This window comes from Alteromonas aquimaris, assembly GCF_026183695.1.
Classification (GTDB): domain Bacteria; phylum Pseudomonadota; class Gammaproteobacteria; order Enterobacterales; family Alteromonadaceae; genus Alteromonas; species Alteromonas aquimaris.
On the sequence record NZ_JAPFRD010000011.1, the window covers coordinates 553,534 to 571,962 of the forward strand.

An 18,429-nucleotide genomic window follows, 5' to 3' on the forward strand; every position below is an offset into this window, starting at 1 on the left:
AGGTAAAATTAAAAAAGAAATAACCATGCGTTATTTCTTTTTGGAATAAAAAAATTACTTCTTACGCTTTTTAGGTGGAGCGTCCTGCCACTCCCGCAACGACAATTTTTGGCCGGCCACGCGGGTATTTTGTAAGATGTTGCGCGTTTCTGGGGGCATACCCGCTGGTAAATCTACCGTACTGAACTTGTCATAGATTTCAATCGCGCCAATGTGCTTACTTTGCATATTCGCCTCGTTAGCGATAGCGCCAACGATATTACCGGGTTTTGCACCGTGGGCATGGCCTACGTCAATTCTAAAGCGTTGCATGCCTGCTTCCGGTTTACGTTGGCCTTTATTGGGGCTCTTGCGCTCTCGTCCTCCGCGACCATCGCGACCATCGCGACTGTCTCTGCCGCCTCGACTATCCCGACGCTCGCCGCGTTCGTTTTTGGGCGGTTTACTATGCAGGTCAGGGCGATCAGATTCTTTCAGCATTAAAGGTTCATCACCCTGCGCAAGTTGTACCAATGCGGCCATTAATACCTCTGGTGCGGCTTCTGTTTCCTTTTGCAGCATTTCTACAATAGGCATCAACTGCTCTAAGCTTTTCCCATCAATGGCTTGCGCAACAGACAGTTTGAATTTACTTAAGCGAGTTTCGTTTAACTCGCTGACCGAAGGAATAGGCATCGGTTCAATCTGTTGTTTAGTGGTTTTCTCAATCGCAAACAACAGTCGTTTTTCGCGGTGAGAAATAAACAAAATGGCATCACCGCTTCTGCCGGCACGGCCGGTTCTGCCGATACGGTGAACGTAGGATTCGGTGTCATAAGGAATATCGAAGTTGATCACGTGACTAACGCGTTCCACATCCAGTCCCCGGGCCACCACGTCAGTTGCCACCAGAATGTCAATGGTTCCATCTTTTAATTTCTCGACGGTACGCTCACGGGCATTTTGTGGGATATCGCCGTTTAACGGCTCAACATCGTAACCGCGAGCAGCCAGTTTATCGGCTAACTCAACTGTGGCGGTCTTGGTACGCACGAAAATAATCATGCCATCAAATGGCTCGACTTCCATGATACGGGTGAGGGCCTCTAATTTATGATGACCGGCCACCTGACAATAACGTTGGCGAATGGTGCTGGCAGTAGAAACTTTTGACGCAATTTTTACATGCTTGGGGTCGTTTAAATAACGCTGGGTTATTTTCTTGATTGGACCAGGCATGGTGGCTGAAAACAGCGCTGTCTGACGCTCTTTCGGGGCGTGCGATAAAATGGTCTCCACATCATCGATAAAACCCATGCGCAACATTTCGTCTGCTTCATCGAGCACAAGAAATTTAAGTTCACTGAGATTCAAAGTCTTACGATTGATGTGATCGATAATACGGCCGGGCGTGCCCACTACCACTTGAACACCACGTTTCAACTGTCTAATTTGGTTGTCATACGACTGACCACCGTAAACAGGTAACACTTTTATGGTTTTTGAAAAACTCGCATAAACCTGAAACGCTTCGGCTACCTGAATGGCCAGTTCGCGCGTGGGGGCTAACACCAGTAGTTGTGGAAGTTTCGACTCAGGTTCAATTTTGGCGAGCATAGGTAAAGCAAACGCAGCTGTCTTGCCTGTGCCGGTTTGAGCTTGACCCAACAGGTCATGTCCTTCCAGTATTAACGGAATACTTTCCGCCTGAATAGGCGAAGGTTTCTCATAGCCAACTTTTTCAAGTGCTTGCAAGATAGGTTGTGGTAAATTAAGGTCTTTAAAAGTCAGCTCGACATTATTGGTCATTCATGATCCTGAGAAGTAGGGGGGCGCGGCTAGGGATAGAAGCCGGCAAATTGTTGCAAAACGCTTATTATATTCCATTAATAAACATGTATCCAATTAAATGGCAAAGGGATTTAACAATTTCCGCCAATAAACATAAAAAAGCCACAAAGAAGTGGCAAAACATTCAAAGGTAGGACGTAAAATGAATAAAGCCAGCGTGGGTTCGTTGATACTACTAGCCGGTCTTACAGGGTTGTACGGATGCGGACAATCCTCAGTTGATGAATATGTGAGTGCTGCTCGTCAGTATCAGGAAGCAAACGATATTGAAGCGGCGATCATCGAGTATAAAAATGCCGTACAACTGGATCCCACTGCGCCCCTGCCAAGATTCGAGCTTGGTCGACTGTATTTGGAAAAGGGGAATTATGCTGGCGCTGAGAAGGAACTTAATCGCGCCATGGAGCTTGGCCACCCTGCTTCCAAAGTATTGCCTCACCTCAGTGTTGCCTATCAGTATACCGGCGCGGAGAACGCGCTGACCGCGCTGGATCATAATGCGCAAGGGATGACGGCGGTTGAGAAAGTGAAGGTGGGTTTTTATAAGGTCGAAGCGCTGATCAAACTGGATAAAAAAGAAGAAGCTCGAAAGCTCATTGATGAACTAACGAAGTTGGACACCTCATCGGTGTATGAGGGTTTGCTTCAATCTTTGCACGATATTCTCGAAGAAAATTATGATGCCGCGCTAACTAATACGCTCGCACTACGCGAGCAATCACCGGCGAATAAGGATGTACTTTTGCAACTGGCAAGGTTGTATCTGGTTAAGGGGCAACAGGCAGAAGCGGCCCAGGTTTACCAGAAGTATGTAGAACATTTTCCAGCAGACTTAACTACCAAGTTCTCGTTAGCCGCGTTACTTATAGAACAGCGTCAATTAGAGCAGGCCGATCCACTCGTCACAGAACTGCTCTCACTCGCGCAGGATAATGGCGTACTAAATCAGTTTAAAGGGATCATCGAAGCTTCAGCAGGAAACTATGAACTCGCGCTGACCCATCTTGAACGCGCTATCCAAAACGGCAGGAACGAGCCGGCAGTGCGCTTGTTAGCGGGGCACAGTGCGTATCAACTTGAGGATTTTCCTGCCGCAAGTCGTCACTTATCAATGATTGCGTCAAAACTTCCGGACAATCATCCGGGGCTAAGAATGCTGGCTGACAGCCTGCTACAACAGGGGTTAAGTGGTGACGCCACAGATGTACTTAACCGGTTGGAGGGGGAAATGCAGGCCGACGCCGCCTTGTTTTCAAAAGCGGGGTTTGAGCTATTGCGAGAAGGCAACGTGGAAGATGCCCGAAAGATGGTGGAAAGAAGTAGCGAGCTGAGCTCGTCCGCAGAAGATTTGGCGCGAGTAGGTTTGCTGCAGTTATCGCTAAATGATGTAGATGGCATCGTTAATCTTGAGGCGGCGGCAGAAAAAGCGCCAGAGTCAGAATTGACGCAACAAACGTTGTTAGCCGCTTACGTTTCAACGGATCAGTTGGATAAAGCCAAAGCGCTGGCCAAAGAGTGGACCACAAAAGATGAAAATGCCCTGCTTCCATGGTTAGCGTTAGTCGATATTGCGATCAAGGAAAAACAATTAGAAGAAGCCCAGCAGGCTATTCAGAAAGCGACTGAAGTTTCGCCTGACGATGTAAGAATAAAGCTGTCACAGGCTCGCCTCTATGTTCAGCAGGAAAACCTCAAGCAGGCCAAAGCCGAGTTGAAGCAAGTGCTCAACGATGATCCGGCAAACATCGCTGCATTATCATTTTTATTTGCCGTAGAGAAAGAACAGGGTAACGAGGAAGCCTCTTTAAAACAGGTCGAAAAGGTACTGCAAGGCAACCAGGAGAATGTGCAATTAAGGCTGTTGTTAGCTCGCATGCAATTTTCTTTGAACAAAGTCGATAGCACATTAAAAACCTTAAAACCTCTTGAGAAAGAAGAAGACTTACCCAAACTGTACTGGCAGTTACGCGGTCAGTCATTGCTGAAAAGTAATCAAATTACCCAGGCCCAGGAGCATTTTGAAAAATGGAACAAAGCTTCACCCTTAAATAAAAATGCTATTCTTGGTTTATTGTTGATTTATGACGCGCAAAATAAGTACGACGATGGCCTCAAAGTGTTAAAACCGTTTTTAAAAACGCGTGATGACAGACAGCTTTCGGTAATAAAGGCGTACTTCCATGCCATGCTGCGCCAAATCAGCGACGCGCGAGCAATTATTGAACCGCTACCTGAAAATGTGCAAGCCGTGCCCTTCGTACGCGGAATAAAAGCGCGTCTGGCTCTGCAGGAGGGCAAAGCAGAACTCGCGGTTGAAGATGCAGTAGCGGCATACAATGCATTACCGAATGCGAAAAATTTGGTGTTGGTGCTGGCGAGTTATGAGGCAACCAATCAACATGAGAAAGGGTTTAGTGTGCTAAAGCAGCATATTGATGAGAACCCAAATGACGTGCGCGCCAATATGCTTTATGCGGAGCGCTTGATTGGGAAAGATGCAAAAGAAGCACAGAAAGCCTATGAAAATATCCTCAAGGTTACCCCCGATAATTTCGTGGTGCTTAACAATTTGGCATATTTGTATTTCGCAGAAGATAAACTTGACCGCGCTGAGCAGTTATCGCGTAAGGCGGTAGAGTTAAAACCTGATAATGCTGACGCTATCGACACGCTAGCCCAGGTATTGATTAAAAAAGACCAACCTGAAGAGGCGCTAGCGCTATACGATGGTGTGATCAATAAGAATACCCGTAACGAAGAAGTTTACTTAAACTACGTGGAGTTGTTGTTTAAGCAGGGTAAAACGGCGTTAGCTGAACGTAAATTGGCCAACCGTGAATACAAACGCCAAAGTGCCAAAGAGCGCCAGCAGGCCCTTAAGGAACAGTACCTTTAAGTGATAATGCACTGATGTGATAGGTTAAAAGTGAAAAGTGAAACGTGAAAAATCAAGAAAGCGGAAGTCTAGTACTTAGTACTTAGTACCTAGTACCTAGTACTTCCCACCTATCACTTTTCATTGTCGTTGATTCACACTAGTCGCATGAGACGTCTTCCATAACCATTCTGCTCTTACGTGAAGAAAGACGTTTTTTTGGTAAAATCGGGCTAAATTAACCTCAACCAAGGGTTATTTTTAGTGGCGCTACGTGATTACAAATTTTTTAGAAACCTACTTTTGACAGATTAAGTTTGCATTAAATTAATCGATCTCGTTAATCCACTACCATTCAAAAAGAGCGAATTGCAGGCTTTTTAAGCAGTTATATGCAACATAAAATGTGCCAGTTACAGCAAAGGTATTCGGCAACAAAAGCGCCAGAATTTCCTATATTCTGAAATGTTCTTTACCGCTTAACGTCAATAAATTAACCGTCTAACCGCTTACTAGCGTAGTGATTTTTTTTCCCTATACTCTCACTATTGTTAAATGCCTGATGACGTTATGGCCTCTGGTGTTAGCAATATAAGTTGTATGATGTTGTTTTGTATTTTTCATTTTTGAGGAAATTTATTATGGCGACAAACCAAGACAAAAATAAGCAGCAACAGCAAAAGGATCAGTATAAGGATTCTCAGCGCAGCCCATCAAAAAATAAACCTTCTGGGCAAGAACCAAATCGTTAAGTCTTAATTTTTTAGTTATCTTTTAATAGGACAAATAAAGGGGAGTACGCTCCCCTTTCTGGTATCTGTGATCAGCGCTGGCCGTTTGATTGTTGTTCTACCTTCTCCCGCAGACGGACTAACTCGTCCATCAGATCATGCATGGTCGGTTCATTACTGGCTTCTTCTTCCAACTTGCGTGCCTTTGCGCTTTCCTGCTCCATAACGTTCACTACGATCCCAATAACCATATTCAAAAAGGCGAATGCGGTAAAAAAGATAAAGGTCAAATAGAAAATCCAGCTTAAGCTATAGACTTCCTGGGTTTCATACATCACATCCGTCCAATCTTCGAATGTCATGATTCTAAACAGGGTAAGCAATGAAATGGTAATATCTCCCCATAAGACGGGGTTGATTTGTTCAAATAAGGTAGAGCCAATGGCCGCGTAGATATAGAAAATAATAAACATCAATAGCATCACGTATCCCAGCTGGGGCAAGGCCTTAACGAGTGATACCAGCAATACGCGCAGTTCGGGAATAATCGAAATCATCCTAAGTACCCTGAAAACCCGCACTAAGCGAGCCACTACCGCAAGTTCAGCATCGTCTGCCGGGATAAGGCTGATCAACACTATCAAGGTATCAAACCAGTTCCAGAAGCTTTTGAAAAAGTAGCGCTTATTCGGTTCGGCTAAAAAACGAATGCTGATTTCAGTAAGGAAAAACAAGCTGATAAACCAGTCAAGAATAAGCGTCACGCTGGCGAAAGAGGGTGGCATATCGTATGTTTTAGCCCCAACCAATAACGCGGATATAACGATGACTGCTATGACAAAGCTCTCGAAAAGCTTGTTAGCGCGAATTTTTTCAAATTTGTCGTGAAGCTGGGTAACGTTCATTGTGCTAAGGTTGGTTACGACTGGGGCGCGGATTATAACAACGGTGAGCCGGATTAGGAAAATGCTTTTGCTATCAGGTTCACTTTTCGCTATCCAGTTAACATTTTTTAGATCGCGTGCGTGAATCTGCCACTCACGTGGGGGCTAACCGTTTTGCTATAGCGCGTTTATAACAGGTGCGCTTCATCGCGCTGCGTCACAAACTGCTTGCGTTTGGTCTTTAGAGTTAGCTAATATACCCGGCTAACTCTCACTCTTTATAAAAAGGCGAGTTCATGGAAGAGAAAATTCAATTGATACAAGGCAAGTGTGTGCAATTATCTAAAGAGCTGGAGCATTACAACATAGCAAAGGGGAACGTGTCAGAACTAAAAGAAAAACTGGCAGGTTTTCTGGAATTGTTGGAACAGTTCGATAACTGCTCAATAAATGACTCATTGTGAATTGAAGTAGCCAAACGTCTAGTCGTCAGACGTTTGGCAGTTCACTTTTCACATTTCACTTTTCGCTGTTTGCTTTTATTCTTCCACTACCGGCTCTAAGCCTTTGTTAATCATTTCAATATCATTTTGCGTTAAGTTTCCTGCCGCCCGTTTCAGATTCACTACAGCCTGAATGAAATCATAACGAGCACTTGAAAGGTTTCGGCGGGCATCAAACAGATTCCGCGTACTGGTCAGTACGTCGACAATGGTACGAGTACCCACATCGAAGCCCGCTTCCGTGGCTTGCAATGCGCTGCGTGCTGACACAACAGCCTGCTCTAACGCGCGGATAGTCGAGATAGATGCTTTGACATCGTTATAGGAGCTGCGCACAGATTGCACCGTTTGGCGGTAGCTGAATTCTAAATCTTCACTCGCTGATACATAAAGGTGACGAGCTTGATCAGCTAAAGCCGACGTTCTGAAGCCAGAAAAGATGGGAACTGAAAGTTGAACCGTTGCGCTGTAGCTATCTTGATAAGGCGTTTCATATGCGTCAACGAATGGCTGGCCAGATTCTGTCACACCTTCCGACTCCACATCATTTTTTGATTTACCTGCATTGGCAACAAACCCTAAAGTAGGTAAATGACCAGCACGCGCATTAGAAATATCTTCTTTGGCGATATCAACCGCTAAGCGATTGGCCAGCAGGGTTAAATTTTTGTCTTCTGCAATGCTTAGCCATTCGTTCACATTTTGTGGCGCGGGGGGCTCAGCTGAGAAGTTTTCGGTATCCAAGCCGTATAATTTATCGTGATATTTTCCGGTTATCACCCGCAACGATTCTAGCGCAAACTCTAACTGGTTCTCGGCCTGGATTTCCTGTGCCACAGTGTTATCAAAGTTGGCCTGTGCTTCGTGCACATCAGTAATCGCGGTAAGACCCACTTCAAAGCGCTGGCGAGTCTGCTCTAACTGGCGCTCAATCGCGCGCTTTTCAGCGCGTACAAAAGTGACATTGTCACGGGCACGCAGCACATCAAAATAGGCAGTCACCACGCGCACAATAAGCTCTTGCATCGTTGCGGCATATTGCGCATCACTTTGTTCCGCTACTTTCTCTGCTCTGTTTAGGCCAACCCAGTTAGCGTGATCGTACAGCGACATCGATAGGTCAAGCCCATATGATGACGTATCGGCGTCAGTGTCGAGAGTAAACGTCTGACTTCCAAGATTCTGTGTACGCTCCCCACCTGACATGGTGTAAGAAACGTAGCCGGACAGTTGCGGAAGTAAATTGGCGCGGCTCACCGCAATACCTTCGAAAGAAGCATCACGCTGTGCCTTTGCCCGGTTAACTAGCGGATCATTCGCTTTGGCCTGTTGATAAACTTGTAATAAATCATCAGCAAATGCAGACGTTGACAGCCCCATCCCAATGATCAGCGTCAGTAAAGTTTTTTTCATGAATGCGCCTTCCAATTTTTAATCTTTGGCCGATTTAGGCCTAACAATGTGCCAAGTGTATGAAATTTTTTTACCTGCAAACAGCAACTTGTAGTAACAGTCAATGTTTATCTGTAACAGAATATGTATTTTCGTTCGCGTTTCTCATTCTGTTATGGCTGCTTTTTACGATACCATGCTACAGTGAATTAGTATTCACGATAAAGATGATAACGGTTTTATCAACGGAAGTGACGGCAGATGAGCAATGAATTTCTAACTTTCACCTCAAAAGACATCGAAATTATTGATAAAAAACGGGTTTATGACGGTTTTTTCAAAATGGTTCGGTACGACTTTAAGCACAAACTTTTTGCGGGAGGCTGGAGCGATGTGGTGCGGCGCGAAATATTCGAGCGTGGTCACGCTGTGGCTGTGTTGCCCTACGATCCCGACCATGACGAGTTTGTGTTAATCGAACAAGTCAGAATTGGCGCGCAAGCCACCGCTGACACACCTTGGTTAATGGAAGTTATTGCGGGCATTATTGATGAAGGCGAAACCGAAGAAAACGTGTGTCACCGTGAAGCGCAGGAAGAAGCGGGTATCCGTTTAACCAAGTTAACCAAGGCACTCAGCTATCTGGTTAGCCCGGGAGGAACGACTGAACGGGTACACATCTTTGTGGCACAGTGTGATGCTTCATTAGCCAAGGGAATACATGGCTTAGATGATGAATCAGAAGACATTAGAGTGCATAGAATAAGTTCGACCCGCGCGCGCGAGTGGTTGGAAAGTGGCATTATCGACAACGCTGCCGCCATAATTGCGCTACAATGGTTTTTTATGAACCGAGAATCTTTACTTCAGAAATGGCGCGAATGTGAGTAGTAAAAGTCGTAAATATGTCCCTCCGTTGGCGAGCATGCAGGCTGTGTGTGAACACAACTACAGTCGTTTTCTGCGCATGCTTCCTGACTGTGATACCGAAGAATTGAGCTATCGTTTTACCATTGCGGAAGGACTTGCGTATTGTATTACTATTCTTGACTCAGCACGTTACACTAGCACGGTTGCCATCGAACAGGTAAATCAGCGCGCTCCCGCATTTATGAAACCCTGTATGGTGGTCAGACTGTATCACGATGCAAAAATGGCGGAAGTGGTAAGCAGTCAGAATACCGGAGCATTAGCTGCGTCTTATCACTATCCAAATGCAAAAATGCATGCCAAGAATGAAAAACAGATGGTCAACGTATTTTTAGCCGAATGGCTGCAATTTTGTATTAAAAGTCGTCCGCAAGTTTTAGATGAGGTGTGATGCGCCTTATTCAGTTATCAGATTGCCATTTGTTTGGTGACTGCAGCCGCACAGGTTATGCCTCGGTTAATCCTTATCAAAGTTTAAAAGCGGTGTTAGACCAAACCGCCTCTTTGCTGCCTGACCTGGTGCTGGTAACCGGTGATATCAGCGGTGACAGCAGCGAACAAAGTTATCAGCACTTTTTAACATTAATTCAACCTATCCTGCCCAACGTCGAGGTCAAAATCATTGCCGGCAACCACGATAGTAATCCTTTCTTTGAAAAATCATTAAGTGAGTATTCACTTGTTGCAAGTCACCCTTGGGTAAAGGATAACTGGGTGATGCATGGGCTGGATAGTCGACATGAGCACACCTTGGGAAAAGTTTCTGACTTACAGCTTGACCTGCTTCAAGCAGCGCTAAACCATCACCCCAGTGCTAATCATTTTATAGCACTGCATCACCATCCTTTGCCTGCAGACAGTTGGATGGATAACCACCCGTTAGTGGATGCTGAAGCGTTTATTAGTCTGGTTAACGCCAACCCGCAGATTAAAGCAGTGGTCCACGGGCATGTTCACTTCCCGCTTCAGCGTCAGATAGGGACGACTCCAGTACTGGGTGTTCCCTCGACGTGTTGGCAATGGGAGATGACGACCGACTTTGCAATTTCATCTGAACGACCCGGCCTGCGGATTTTTGATCTTCAGGACAACGGTTCATGGACAACTCAAATCAGGAGAGTGTAGTGCGAGAGATTTTATACTTGCATGGGTTTTTAAGTTCCCCACAGTCACAGAAGGCCACACAGGTTAGAGAATACTTCGCGAAATATCACCCAGATGTCACCGTCTATTTCCCCACGTTGCCAAACATTCCGAATAAAGTGAGTGAGTATTTACTTCAATATGTGGAGAGAAACCTGAAGTCGGTTGAGAACGGACTGAAGGTGATCGGCAGCTCTATGGGAGGCTATTTAGCCACCTGGCTGGTAGAAAAATACGGCGGTAAGGCGGTATTAATTAATCCCGCGGTTAAACCGTTTGAACTGTTGCAAGACTACCTGGGTGAGCACGTCAACCCGTATAGTCGGGAGACCTTTACCCTCACAGAAGAAGATATTACCTTTCTAAGACAGCTTGATACCCCGACATTAACCCAACCTGATCGTTACCGGGTGATGCTGCAAACCGGCGATGAAACCTTAGACTATAAAGAGGCCAAGGCGAAATATCAGCATAGCTTGTTAGTGGTAGAGGAAGGGGGCGACCATAGTTTTCAAGGGTTTGAGAACCACCTGGATGAAATTGCCAGTTTTCTGGTAGCAAGTACCTAGGATAAGCAATTGCCGGGAACTTACACCCCTGATAACATCCTCTAACGACTTGAACATTTGTAGTAAGTGTGAGCCTGTTTCTGCAGGCTACCCAGCATAAGGCACATAATAAAATGTCAAACCAATACAACGCCGAGGCAATTGAAGTATTAAATGGCCTGGAACCGGTCAAACGTCGACCAGGCATGTATACCGACACCACCCGTCCTAACCATTTAGGGCAAGAAGTCATTGATAACAGTGTGGATGAAGCCTTAGCGGGCCACGCCTCCAACATCAAAGTGATCTTGCACGAGGACCAGTCGCTCGAAGTTATCGATGATGGTCGTGGGATGCCTGTGGATATCCACCCCGAGGAAAGAATTTCCGGCGTTGAACTGATCATGACCAAACTGCATGCGGGTGGCAAATTTTCCAATAAGAACTACGAGTTCTCGGGCGGCTTACACGGTGTGGGAATCTCCGTGGTTAATGCACTTTCTACCAAAGTCGAGGTGGTTATTCGGCGTGATAGCCAGGTCTACCAAATTGATTTCGCCCATGGCGACAGAACCGAAGATTTACGCGTGATTGATAGCTGTGGCCGCAGAAATACCGGCACCAGAGTAAGATTCTGGCCTGATCCTCAGTATTTCGATACGGCAAAGTTTTCTGCCACCAAATTGATGCACAACCTGCGCGCTAAAGCTGTTCTTTGTCCGGGCCTTCGCATTAAATTTGAAGATAAAGTCTCCAAACACAGCGAGGAGTGGTTCTTCGAGGATGGCTTGCAAGATTACCTTTATCAGTCAGTACAACAATATGAAACCCTTCCTCAGGATACGCCATTCGTGGGCGCATTTAGCGGCAATAAAGAAGCGGCTGACTGGGCCGTCATGTGGCTACCTGAAGGGGGCGAACTGACCACCGAAAGTTATGTAAACCTGATCCCAACCGCCCAAGGGGGCACGCACGTTAATGGACTACGCCAGGGATTATTGGAATCAATGCGTGAGTTTTGTGAATTTCGCAATTTGATGCCGCGGGGTATTAAGTTAACCCCAGACGATATCTGGGATCGCTGCGCCTACATTCTTTCGACAAAAATGCAGGATCCCCAGTTTGCCGGACAAACCAAAGAGCGCCTTTCATCGCGTCAGGCCTCGGCCTTCGTCTCAGGAGTGGTTAAAGATGCCTTTAGTTTGTGGCTAAACCAACACACTGATATTGCTGAGGCATTGGCCGAAATGTGTATCAGCAATGCACAGCGTCGCTTAAGGCAAACCAAGAAAGTCGCCCGTAAAAAGGTCACTCAGGGGCCCGCGTTACCCGGTAAGCTTACAGACTGTTCATCGCAGGATATCAGTTATTCCGAGTTGTTCTTAGTCGAAGGGGATTCCGCTGGCGGCTCGGCAAAACAAGCGCGCGACCGCGAGTTTCAGGCCATTATGCCGTTGCGCGGAAAGATCTTAAATAGCTGGGAAGTAGATTCGTCGCAAGTACTAGCCTCACAGGAAATTCACGATATTTCTGTAGCGCTAGGAATCGACCCTGACTCTGATGACCTCAGTGGCTTACGTTACGGAAAAATTTGTATTCTCGCGGATGCCGACTCCGACGGCCTGCACATCGCCACCTTGCTCTGCGCCTTGTTCGTCAAACACTTCAGAACCCTGGTGGACAAAGGGCACGTGTACGTGGCGATGCCTCCGCTATTTCGTATTGATATTGGCAAAGACGTGTATTACGCACTCGATGAAGGCGAAAAACAGGGCATATTGGATCGCATTGAAGCTGAGAAAAAACGCGGCAAAGTAAATGTGCAACGTTTTAAAGGATTAGGTGAAATGAACCCCATGCAGTTACGGGAAACCACCATGGATCCGAATACCCGGCGTCTGGTGCAACTGACCATTGATGATGCAGAAAGCATGCTTGAAATGATGGATATGTTGTTGGCGAAAAAGCGCTCTGGCGACCGTAAAACCTGGCTGGAAAGTAAAGGCAATATGGCTGAGGTGGTGTTATAGCCTCAATCCAGACATTGTAGGAGCACTAGCAATCTCAGATTGTTCACTGGCAGGCGCGGAACACGTATACCGTTCATCGCCTGCTGGCTAAAGTGCTGCTTAATTAGACAAAAACTCCGCCTCGTCACGCATTAGCGCCAGTTGCTGCCTGACATCTTCCAGGTTGGCATTGGCGACTTCATAGAATCGCGGTGATAAGTTAATTGCCCGTTCAAAGAAGTGTTCTGCCTCCTCGTAACGCTTTTCCAACATCAGAAAGTAACCTAGGTCATTGTACGCCTGTGCATCCGACATGACTTGGTTCAGAGTTTGGTAGGCTTTGTTGTATCTGCCCATGCGCGTGTATACCAGCCCCAGATTGGTCCAAGCGCGCTTATAAGCCGGTGTGGAATCAATGGCTTCACGAAAGCGTTGTACGGCAGCTTCATAGTTGCCCGACAGGTATTCGGAGTAGCCAAAGTTTGTCAGTACCACCGGGTTGCGCGGGAACGATTGCAGACACAGCGCATACACTTCTCTGGCCTGCTCATATTTGCCCATTAAATCGTAGGTCACCGCAAGCCCGTTATAGGCAAGGAGAGGGGAGTCGTTATCTAACGCAACATAATGACGGCTAAGTGACGAAGCGTTACCTAAGCGTTCCTGATCCTCAACGGTCGCCTGTAATAGATGGGTAGAGGCCTCCGTGAGTTGTTTGTTTTCCAGAAAAATCAGACCGGCTTCAGTCAGGGCTTTTGAGTGGGCAGGATCAAGTACCAACACCCGTTTCAACATTTGTAGCGCAAAATCGTTCTTACCCAAACGTTTATTAAGATCAGCAATTTGATACAGCAGGTTAATATCGTCAGGGGTATTTTCCAGCGCTTTAAGGTAATAAATCAGCGCTTTTTCCAACTCCATCGCGCGTTCATAGTGTCCGGCCATGGTAAGCATTTGCTCGTCTGAGGCCTGCGCCCTTTCTTCGAGGTCGGCGGTACGGGTAGCACTGCAGCCTGCAAGTAACCCAGTAAGTAAAAATAATACGAGCAAATATTTCATAATCATTCCTTTAAAATGCGAGATCCCACACCTGCACCACTTTTATGACGGCGGGTCCAATTGCGACAATAAAAAATGACGGCCATATACAGACCATCATTGGAAAAACCATTTTCACCGCTACTTTAGCGGCCATTTCTTCGGCAGCCTGTAGCCGCTTATCGCGATACTCTTCTGCATAGACACGGACGGTTTCGGCTACGCCCGTGCCTAACCGGATGCTTTGTACAATGACCGAGTTAAGCCCTCTGATATCATCCAGGCCGGTGCGGTGGCCAAACTCTTCGAGGGCTTGCGCCAAAGGAATGCCCACTTTGACTTTTTTTACTACCAGCGAAAGTTCTTCAGCAAGGTACGGATGTACCGCGCGTAACTCTTTGCTAACGCGCTGGAAAGACTCGAGCAAGCCTAAGCCGGACTCACAGCAAACCACGAGCAGATCGAGCGCATCGGGAAAGCATTTTCGTAACTTGCCCATTCGGCTTGCGGCCAGTTTGCCTAATACGATGCCCGGCAAAATGAAAAATCCACCTATCACCGCCAGAATCAGGTAAAGCGAAATCATCGTGCTGAGATCGGTAAATTGCGTATTGATTAAAAAGGCCACGCCCACGCCCAACAACAATGAGAACAGGCGGATCGCATAATAGACTTTAAGGGCGTTTTCAGAATGAAATCCCGCATGGATCAGCAACGTACGTGTGGCTTTGTCTCTTTTCAGCGCGCTGGCAAATACCTTGCTGTTCCCTACTTTAGTCAGGGTAGATTCCAGATAAGCATGATAATTGGGTTCGCCCGCTGCCGCGGTGGTTTCGTTACGCAGGGTATCCACCTTACGTTTAATTGGCGAGTACATGCCACTGATAATGTAAAACAAGGCGATGGCAAAGGTCAGGCCGGCAAGCAGAGCAATACCCAGTACGGCATAATTGATGAGTTGTTCATCGCGAGTGAAGGTTTGCACAAAGCTAAGCAAGGATTCCATTTTATACCTCCAACTCAAGCAGTTTTTTGATCCAGACAACGCCCGCCAGCATGCCGATCAAGCCCCATTTTAGTAAGTCATGGCCTGCTTCGGTGGTAAACAGTTCACTGATATAGGTGGGAGAGGTCAGGTACAACACGGCAAACAGCACAAAGGGTAACAGCACCAGTATCCAGCCACTCATACGCCCCTCGGCCGACAGGGTTTTTACCCGGCGGCGAAAACGAAAGCGCTGACGAATCAACACTGACAGTTTTTCAATATTTTCAGCCAGATTGCCCCCGGTTTCCTTCTGAATGTTCACCGCACTGGCAAAGGCCATGGCGGAAGTACTGGGGACCCGGCGCACAAAGGTCAGCATCGCAACTTTCATATCCGCGCCAAGGTTAATTTTCTGAAACAACAGCTTAAGTTCGTTACTTAAGTCCCCTTTGAGTTCTTCGAACACCAGCTTTAACGCTTCATTAAAGGCATAACCAGCCTGCAGTCCCCGTTTCAACACATCCAGCGCTTCCGGAAACTGTTCTTCAATGCGCTCCATGCGCTTGGCAATGTTACGCTGTAATTTAAGGTGGAAGCCAGATAGCACCAGCGCAAGCACAACTAATACCACCGTAACATCCCGGGTCAGGGCATAAGTGGGAACGGCGGCAATAATGCTAAAAAGTAAGGCAAGGGCTATATATTCATGCCCTAACATTCGCGAACCGCTTAACTCCAACTTAAAGGTGATGCCTTTTATAAATGGACTTTCTTCTAGCGCTGCTCTAAACGACGACAGCTCGCGCAAGCGGGAATTAATCAGTAACTGCTTAGGAAAATAGGTGTCCTTTTCAATCATCTCATCAAGCTGACGCTTAAGCTCGCGGCTATCGGCTTTTTGTGGACTATTAACCGACACAAACAGCAACTGCGAAAGCAGTAACACCGCCATAAATACCAAACCCAGAAATGCCAGTTGAATACTCATTTTTGACTCCTAAAAAGTCTCGCTGGCATCCACGCCATAGATTCGATGGGGAACTTCCAGCCCCTTTGCGACTAGTTTACGCTGAAACAGCGGCACCACCCCTGTGGCCCTGAACTGACCGCGCACTTTGTGGTGCTCATCCAGCCCTTGACGGTCAAATAAGAAGATTTCCGACATGGTAATGGTTTCACCCTCCATGCCGGTCACTTCCTGAATGCTTATCAACCGTCGACTGCCATCCTCAAGACGTTGAGTCTGGACCACCAAATCAATGGCCGAGGCAATCTGCGCGCGGATGTTACGCAAGGGCATGTCAAAGCCACCCATACAAATCATATTTTCCAGCCGACCCAGTGCATCACGAGGACTATTGGCATGCAAGGTGGCCAACGAGCCTTCATGGCCGGTATTCATCGCCGCCAACATATCGATGGCCTCAGCACCACGCACCTCCCCAATCACGATGCGGTCGGGTCGCATACGCAGGCTGTTTTTCACCAGGTCACGCTGGGTGACCTCCCCCCGACCTTCAATATTCGCCGGGCGTGTCTCCAGCCTTACCGTATGGGGTTGTTGCAGTTGTAATTCGGCCGAATCTTCAATGGTGATGATGCGTTCATCGCTGGGAATGTAGCCTGACAAAATATTAAGCAGTGTGGTTTTACCCGAGCCGGTACCGCCAGAAATCAACACATTCAGCTTGCCTCGTACAGCCGCTTTGATCAGCGTATCCATATCTTCGGTCATAGAGCCATACTCAATGAGCTGGGCGACATCCAGTTTTTCCACGGTAAAGCGGCGAATTGAGATCGATGGACCATCTAATGCGAGCGGGGGAATAATGGCATTCACCCGGCTACCGTCTGCCAACCGTGCGTCTACCATGGGCGAGGATTCATCTACTCGCCGCCCAATTCTGGAAACAATGCGATCAATTATGCTCATCAGGTGTTTGTTGTCGTAAAAGCGTACGGCCGCACGTTCTAACTTGCCGCGGCGTTCCACATAAATATTGTCGTAATTGTTTACCAGGATGTCAGCGATGGTTGGGTCTGCCATCAGCACTTCGAGTGGCCCTAATCCTAAGATTTCATCCAGCACCAGTTTAACAATGATCTGGCGAGTGGGCAGGTTAATTGGCCGCGGATATTCCTCCAGCAGACGGCGGCAACATTCCATAATTTGCTGACGGGCAATATCGTCTTCAATGGTTTCCAGCACTGACGGATCGAGTAAATCCAGCACCTTGTTGAAAATTTCCTGCTTAGTATCTACGTCTTCGGATGTCAGTAACTGGTATGGGTCTTCAAAATGGGCATCATCCAGCATTACCCTCTCCTTAATAATCGATGTAAAAAGCCCGCTTTCGCCGACGAGGCCGGGGGCTTGGCTAATGACGAAGCGAAGCGAAGAATATGCGCTAATTCACTGGCCATGACTTTGTGATTGGCAACAGAAGCAAGGGGCTTACCCAATTCGGTGCGCTGGTTGGCTAATGCAAAGTTATTACTGATGGTGAACAGCGTGTCGACTTCCAGCACTGTTTTGATATCACTGAGTTTTATTTCTTCCTTATCTTTGTGATACCGATTCACCACAATGGCGACTTTACATTGATGAAAATCGATTAGCGTACGCATTTCTTTGAGCATCGCTTTAGTCTCGCGCAGGCAGGCTACGCTCATTTGCATCACAATTAAAATGCAGCTGCTTTGCAGCAATAACGGTAACGTCTGCGATTCCAGTCCCTTGGACATATCCACCAATACCTGATCATAGGTTTGGCGGATTTTCCAGCTCAGACTATTTAGCTGGGTAGGGGTGACTGAGTCTTCATGTAAGCGGGCAAACGGGCTGTTGCCAATAAGATGTAGCTTATTTTTGCCACTCATCATGGTGCGAACCGCCGCTTCATCCAGTTTATCCAGTTCTTTCACCGCTTGATTAATCGAATATCGGTTGTTCAGGCCCAGCCCATAGGCCAGCGATGAGAAATTAAAGTCTGCGTCGATCAAGGCAATATCCGCATCGACCTGTTGGGTGAATAATTCAGCTAACCCGCAGGTAATAAAGGTGGCGCCCGATCCCGCTTTTCCATTCACCACGGTAATCGATTCAGCCATCTTGGCATGCTGTTTCAAATTATCGGCAATGATCGCCAGCGCAGGATACAGGCCGTTGTGAATGTCGCTGCTCAGGATAAGGTCTGACACTTTAAATTGTACCGCCAAACGCGCAATGTCGGCGGTAAGGATGTCAGGCACCAAAATGATATGCGCAAGCGCTTTAGCTATCTTCGCAAGGGTAGCAGCGTGACGTTCAGGCTCATCGTTAATGCCTATAATCGCTGCCTGGAAGGGCGTTAGATCGTCAGGTAAGGTTTGTTTAACCGTGACTTCCAACATTTTGTCACTCGCTAACGTGGTTTCTGCGATAGTGGTAAGGGGTGCTTCATGCGCAATAACCAGTAGGCGTACACGGGTGGATAGCGGCTGTTTTTTTACTGCCGCGGGAACATGACCGGGATAATCAATCACGCAAGATACTTGCTCTGCTTTCATACTGTTATC

At 47.0% G+C, this 18,429-nt stretch carries 15 protein-coding genes; 7 read left to right on the forward strand and 8 right to left on the reverse strand.

All coding sequences use genetic code 11. From position 1 onward, the window contains the following. Positions 1–54: 54 nt before the first annotated feature. On the reverse strand, positions 55–1,788 hold the full coding sequence (locus OPS25_RS12605) for a DEAD/DEAH box helicase (protein WP_265618092.1): 1,734 nt from the start codon (positions 1,786–1,788) through the stop codon (positions 55–57). A gap of 184 nt (positions 1,789–1,972) precedes the next feature. Between OPS25_RS12605 and prsT the strand changes: the two genes are divergently transcribed. After that, positions 1,973–4,726 (forward strand): XrtA/PEP-CTERM system TPR-repeat protein PrsT, encoded by a 2,754-nt coding sequence (prsT, locus tag OPS25_RS12610; RefSeq protein WP_265618095.1) that lies wholly within the window; start codon positions 1,973–1,975, stop codon positions 4,724–4,726. 802 nt (positions 4,727–5,528) lie between these two features. Here the strand turns inward: prsT and OPS25_RS12615 are convergent. Beyond that, complete coding sequence (locus OPS25_RS12615; RefSeq protein WP_265618096.1) at positions 5,529–6,341, reverse strand: ion transporter; 813 nt, start codon at positions 6,339–6,341, stop codon at positions 5,529–5,531. A gap of 275 nt (positions 6,342–6,616) precedes the next feature. On the opposite strand from OPS25_RS12615, the gene OPS25_RS12620 reads away from it, so the two are divergent. After that, positions 6,617–6,784 carry a hypothetical protein gene (locus OPS25_RS12620; protein ID WP_265618097.1) on the forward strand — a complete coding sequence of 56 codons (168 nt, stop codon included), beginning with the start codon at positions 6,617–6,619 and terminating at the stop codon, positions 6,782–6,784. 75 nt (positions 6,785–6,859) lie between these two features. On the opposite strand, the gene tolC is transcribed toward OPS25_RS12620, so the two are convergent. Then, positions 6,860–8,236, reverse strand: coding sequence for an outer membrane channel protein TolC (tolC, locus tag OPS25_RS12625; protein WP_265618098.1), 1,377 nt, complete (start codon positions 8,234–8,236; stop codon positions 6,860–6,862). Positions 8,237–8,476: 240 nt separating this feature from the next. Here tolC and nudF point away from each other — a divergent pair, with 240 nt between their 5' ends. From nudF to parE, 5 genes are all read left to right on the forward strand, one after another. Further along, positions 8,477–9,106: an ADP-ribose diphosphatase gene (gene nudF / locus OPS25_RS12630; protein WP_265618100.1), complete on the forward strand. Its 630-nt coding sequence runs from the start codon at positions 8,477–8,479 to the stop codon at positions 9,104–9,106. A 34-nt stretch (positions 9,107–9,140) separates the two neighbouring features. Further along, entirely contained in the window at positions 9,141–9,536 is a 396-nt protein-coding gene (locus OPS25_RS12635) for a DUF1249 domain-containing protein (RefSeq protein WP_265618430.1), read from the forward strand. Further along, the gene (locus tag OPS25_RS12640) at positions 9,536–10,270 is read left to right on the forward strand and encodes a metallophosphoesterase (RefSeq protein WP_265618101.1); all 735 of its coding nucleotides are present in this window, start codon (positions 9,536–9,538) and stop codon (positions 10,268–10,270) included. Before OPS25_RS12635 ends, OPS25_RS12640 begins: the two co-directional genes overlap by 1 nt. Next, positions 10,270–10,857 carry a YqiA/YcfP family alpha/beta fold hydrolase gene (locus tag OPS25_RS12645; protein WP_265618102.1) on the forward strand — a complete coding sequence of 196 codons (588 nt, stop codon included), beginning with the start codon at positions 10,270–10,272 and terminating at the stop codon, positions 10,855–10,857. The genes OPS25_RS12640 and OPS25_RS12645 overlap by 1 nt, the downstream gene beginning before the upstream one ends. A 113-nt stretch (positions 10,858–10,970) precedes the next feature. Continuing rightward, a complete protein-coding gene (parE, locus tag OPS25_RS12650; protein ID WP_265618103.1) occupies positions 10,971–12,866 on the forward strand; it encodes a DNA topoisomerase IV subunit B in 1,896 nt (631 codons plus the stop codon). A 99-nt stretch (positions 12,867–12,965) separates the two neighbouring features. Here the strand turns inward: parE and OPS25_RS12655 are convergent, their stop codons facing one another. Genes OPS25_RS12655 through OPS25_RS12675 form a run of 5 tightly spaced genes read right to left on the reverse strand, consistent with a single transcriptional unit; the run spans position 12,966 to position 18,420 of the window. After that, positions 12,966–13,904, reverse strand: coding sequence for a tetratricopeptide repeat protein (locus OPS25_RS12655; protein ID WP_265618104.1), 939 nt, complete (start codon positions 13,902–13,904; stop codon positions 12,966–12,968). Positions 13,905–13,914: 10 nt separating this feature from the next. After that, entirely contained in the window at positions 13,915–14,889 is a 975-nt protein-coding gene (locus OPS25_RS12660; RefSeq protein WP_265618105.1) for a type II secretion system F family protein, read from the reverse strand. A gap of 1 nt (position 14,890) precedes the next feature. Beyond that, a complete protein-coding gene (locus tag OPS25_RS12665) occupies positions 14,891–15,859 on the reverse strand; it encodes a type II secretion system F family protein (RefSeq protein WP_265618107.1) in 969 nt (322 codons plus the stop codon). A gap of 9 nt (positions 15,860–15,868) precedes the next feature. Then, positions 15,869–17,188, reverse strand: coding sequence for a CpaF family protein (locus OPS25_RS12670; RefSeq protein ID WP_265618108.1), 1,320 nt, complete (start codon positions 17,186–17,188; stop codon positions 15,869–15,871). After that, positions 17,188–18,420 (reverse strand): AAA family ATPase, encoded by a 1,233-nt coding sequence (locus OPS25_RS12675; protein WP_265618109.1) that lies wholly within the window; start codon positions 18,418–18,420, stop codon positions 17,188–17,190. The genes OPS25_RS12670 and OPS25_RS12675 overlap by 1 nt, the downstream gene beginning before the upstream one ends. Between the last annotated feature and the right edge of the window lie 9 nt (positions 18,421–18,429).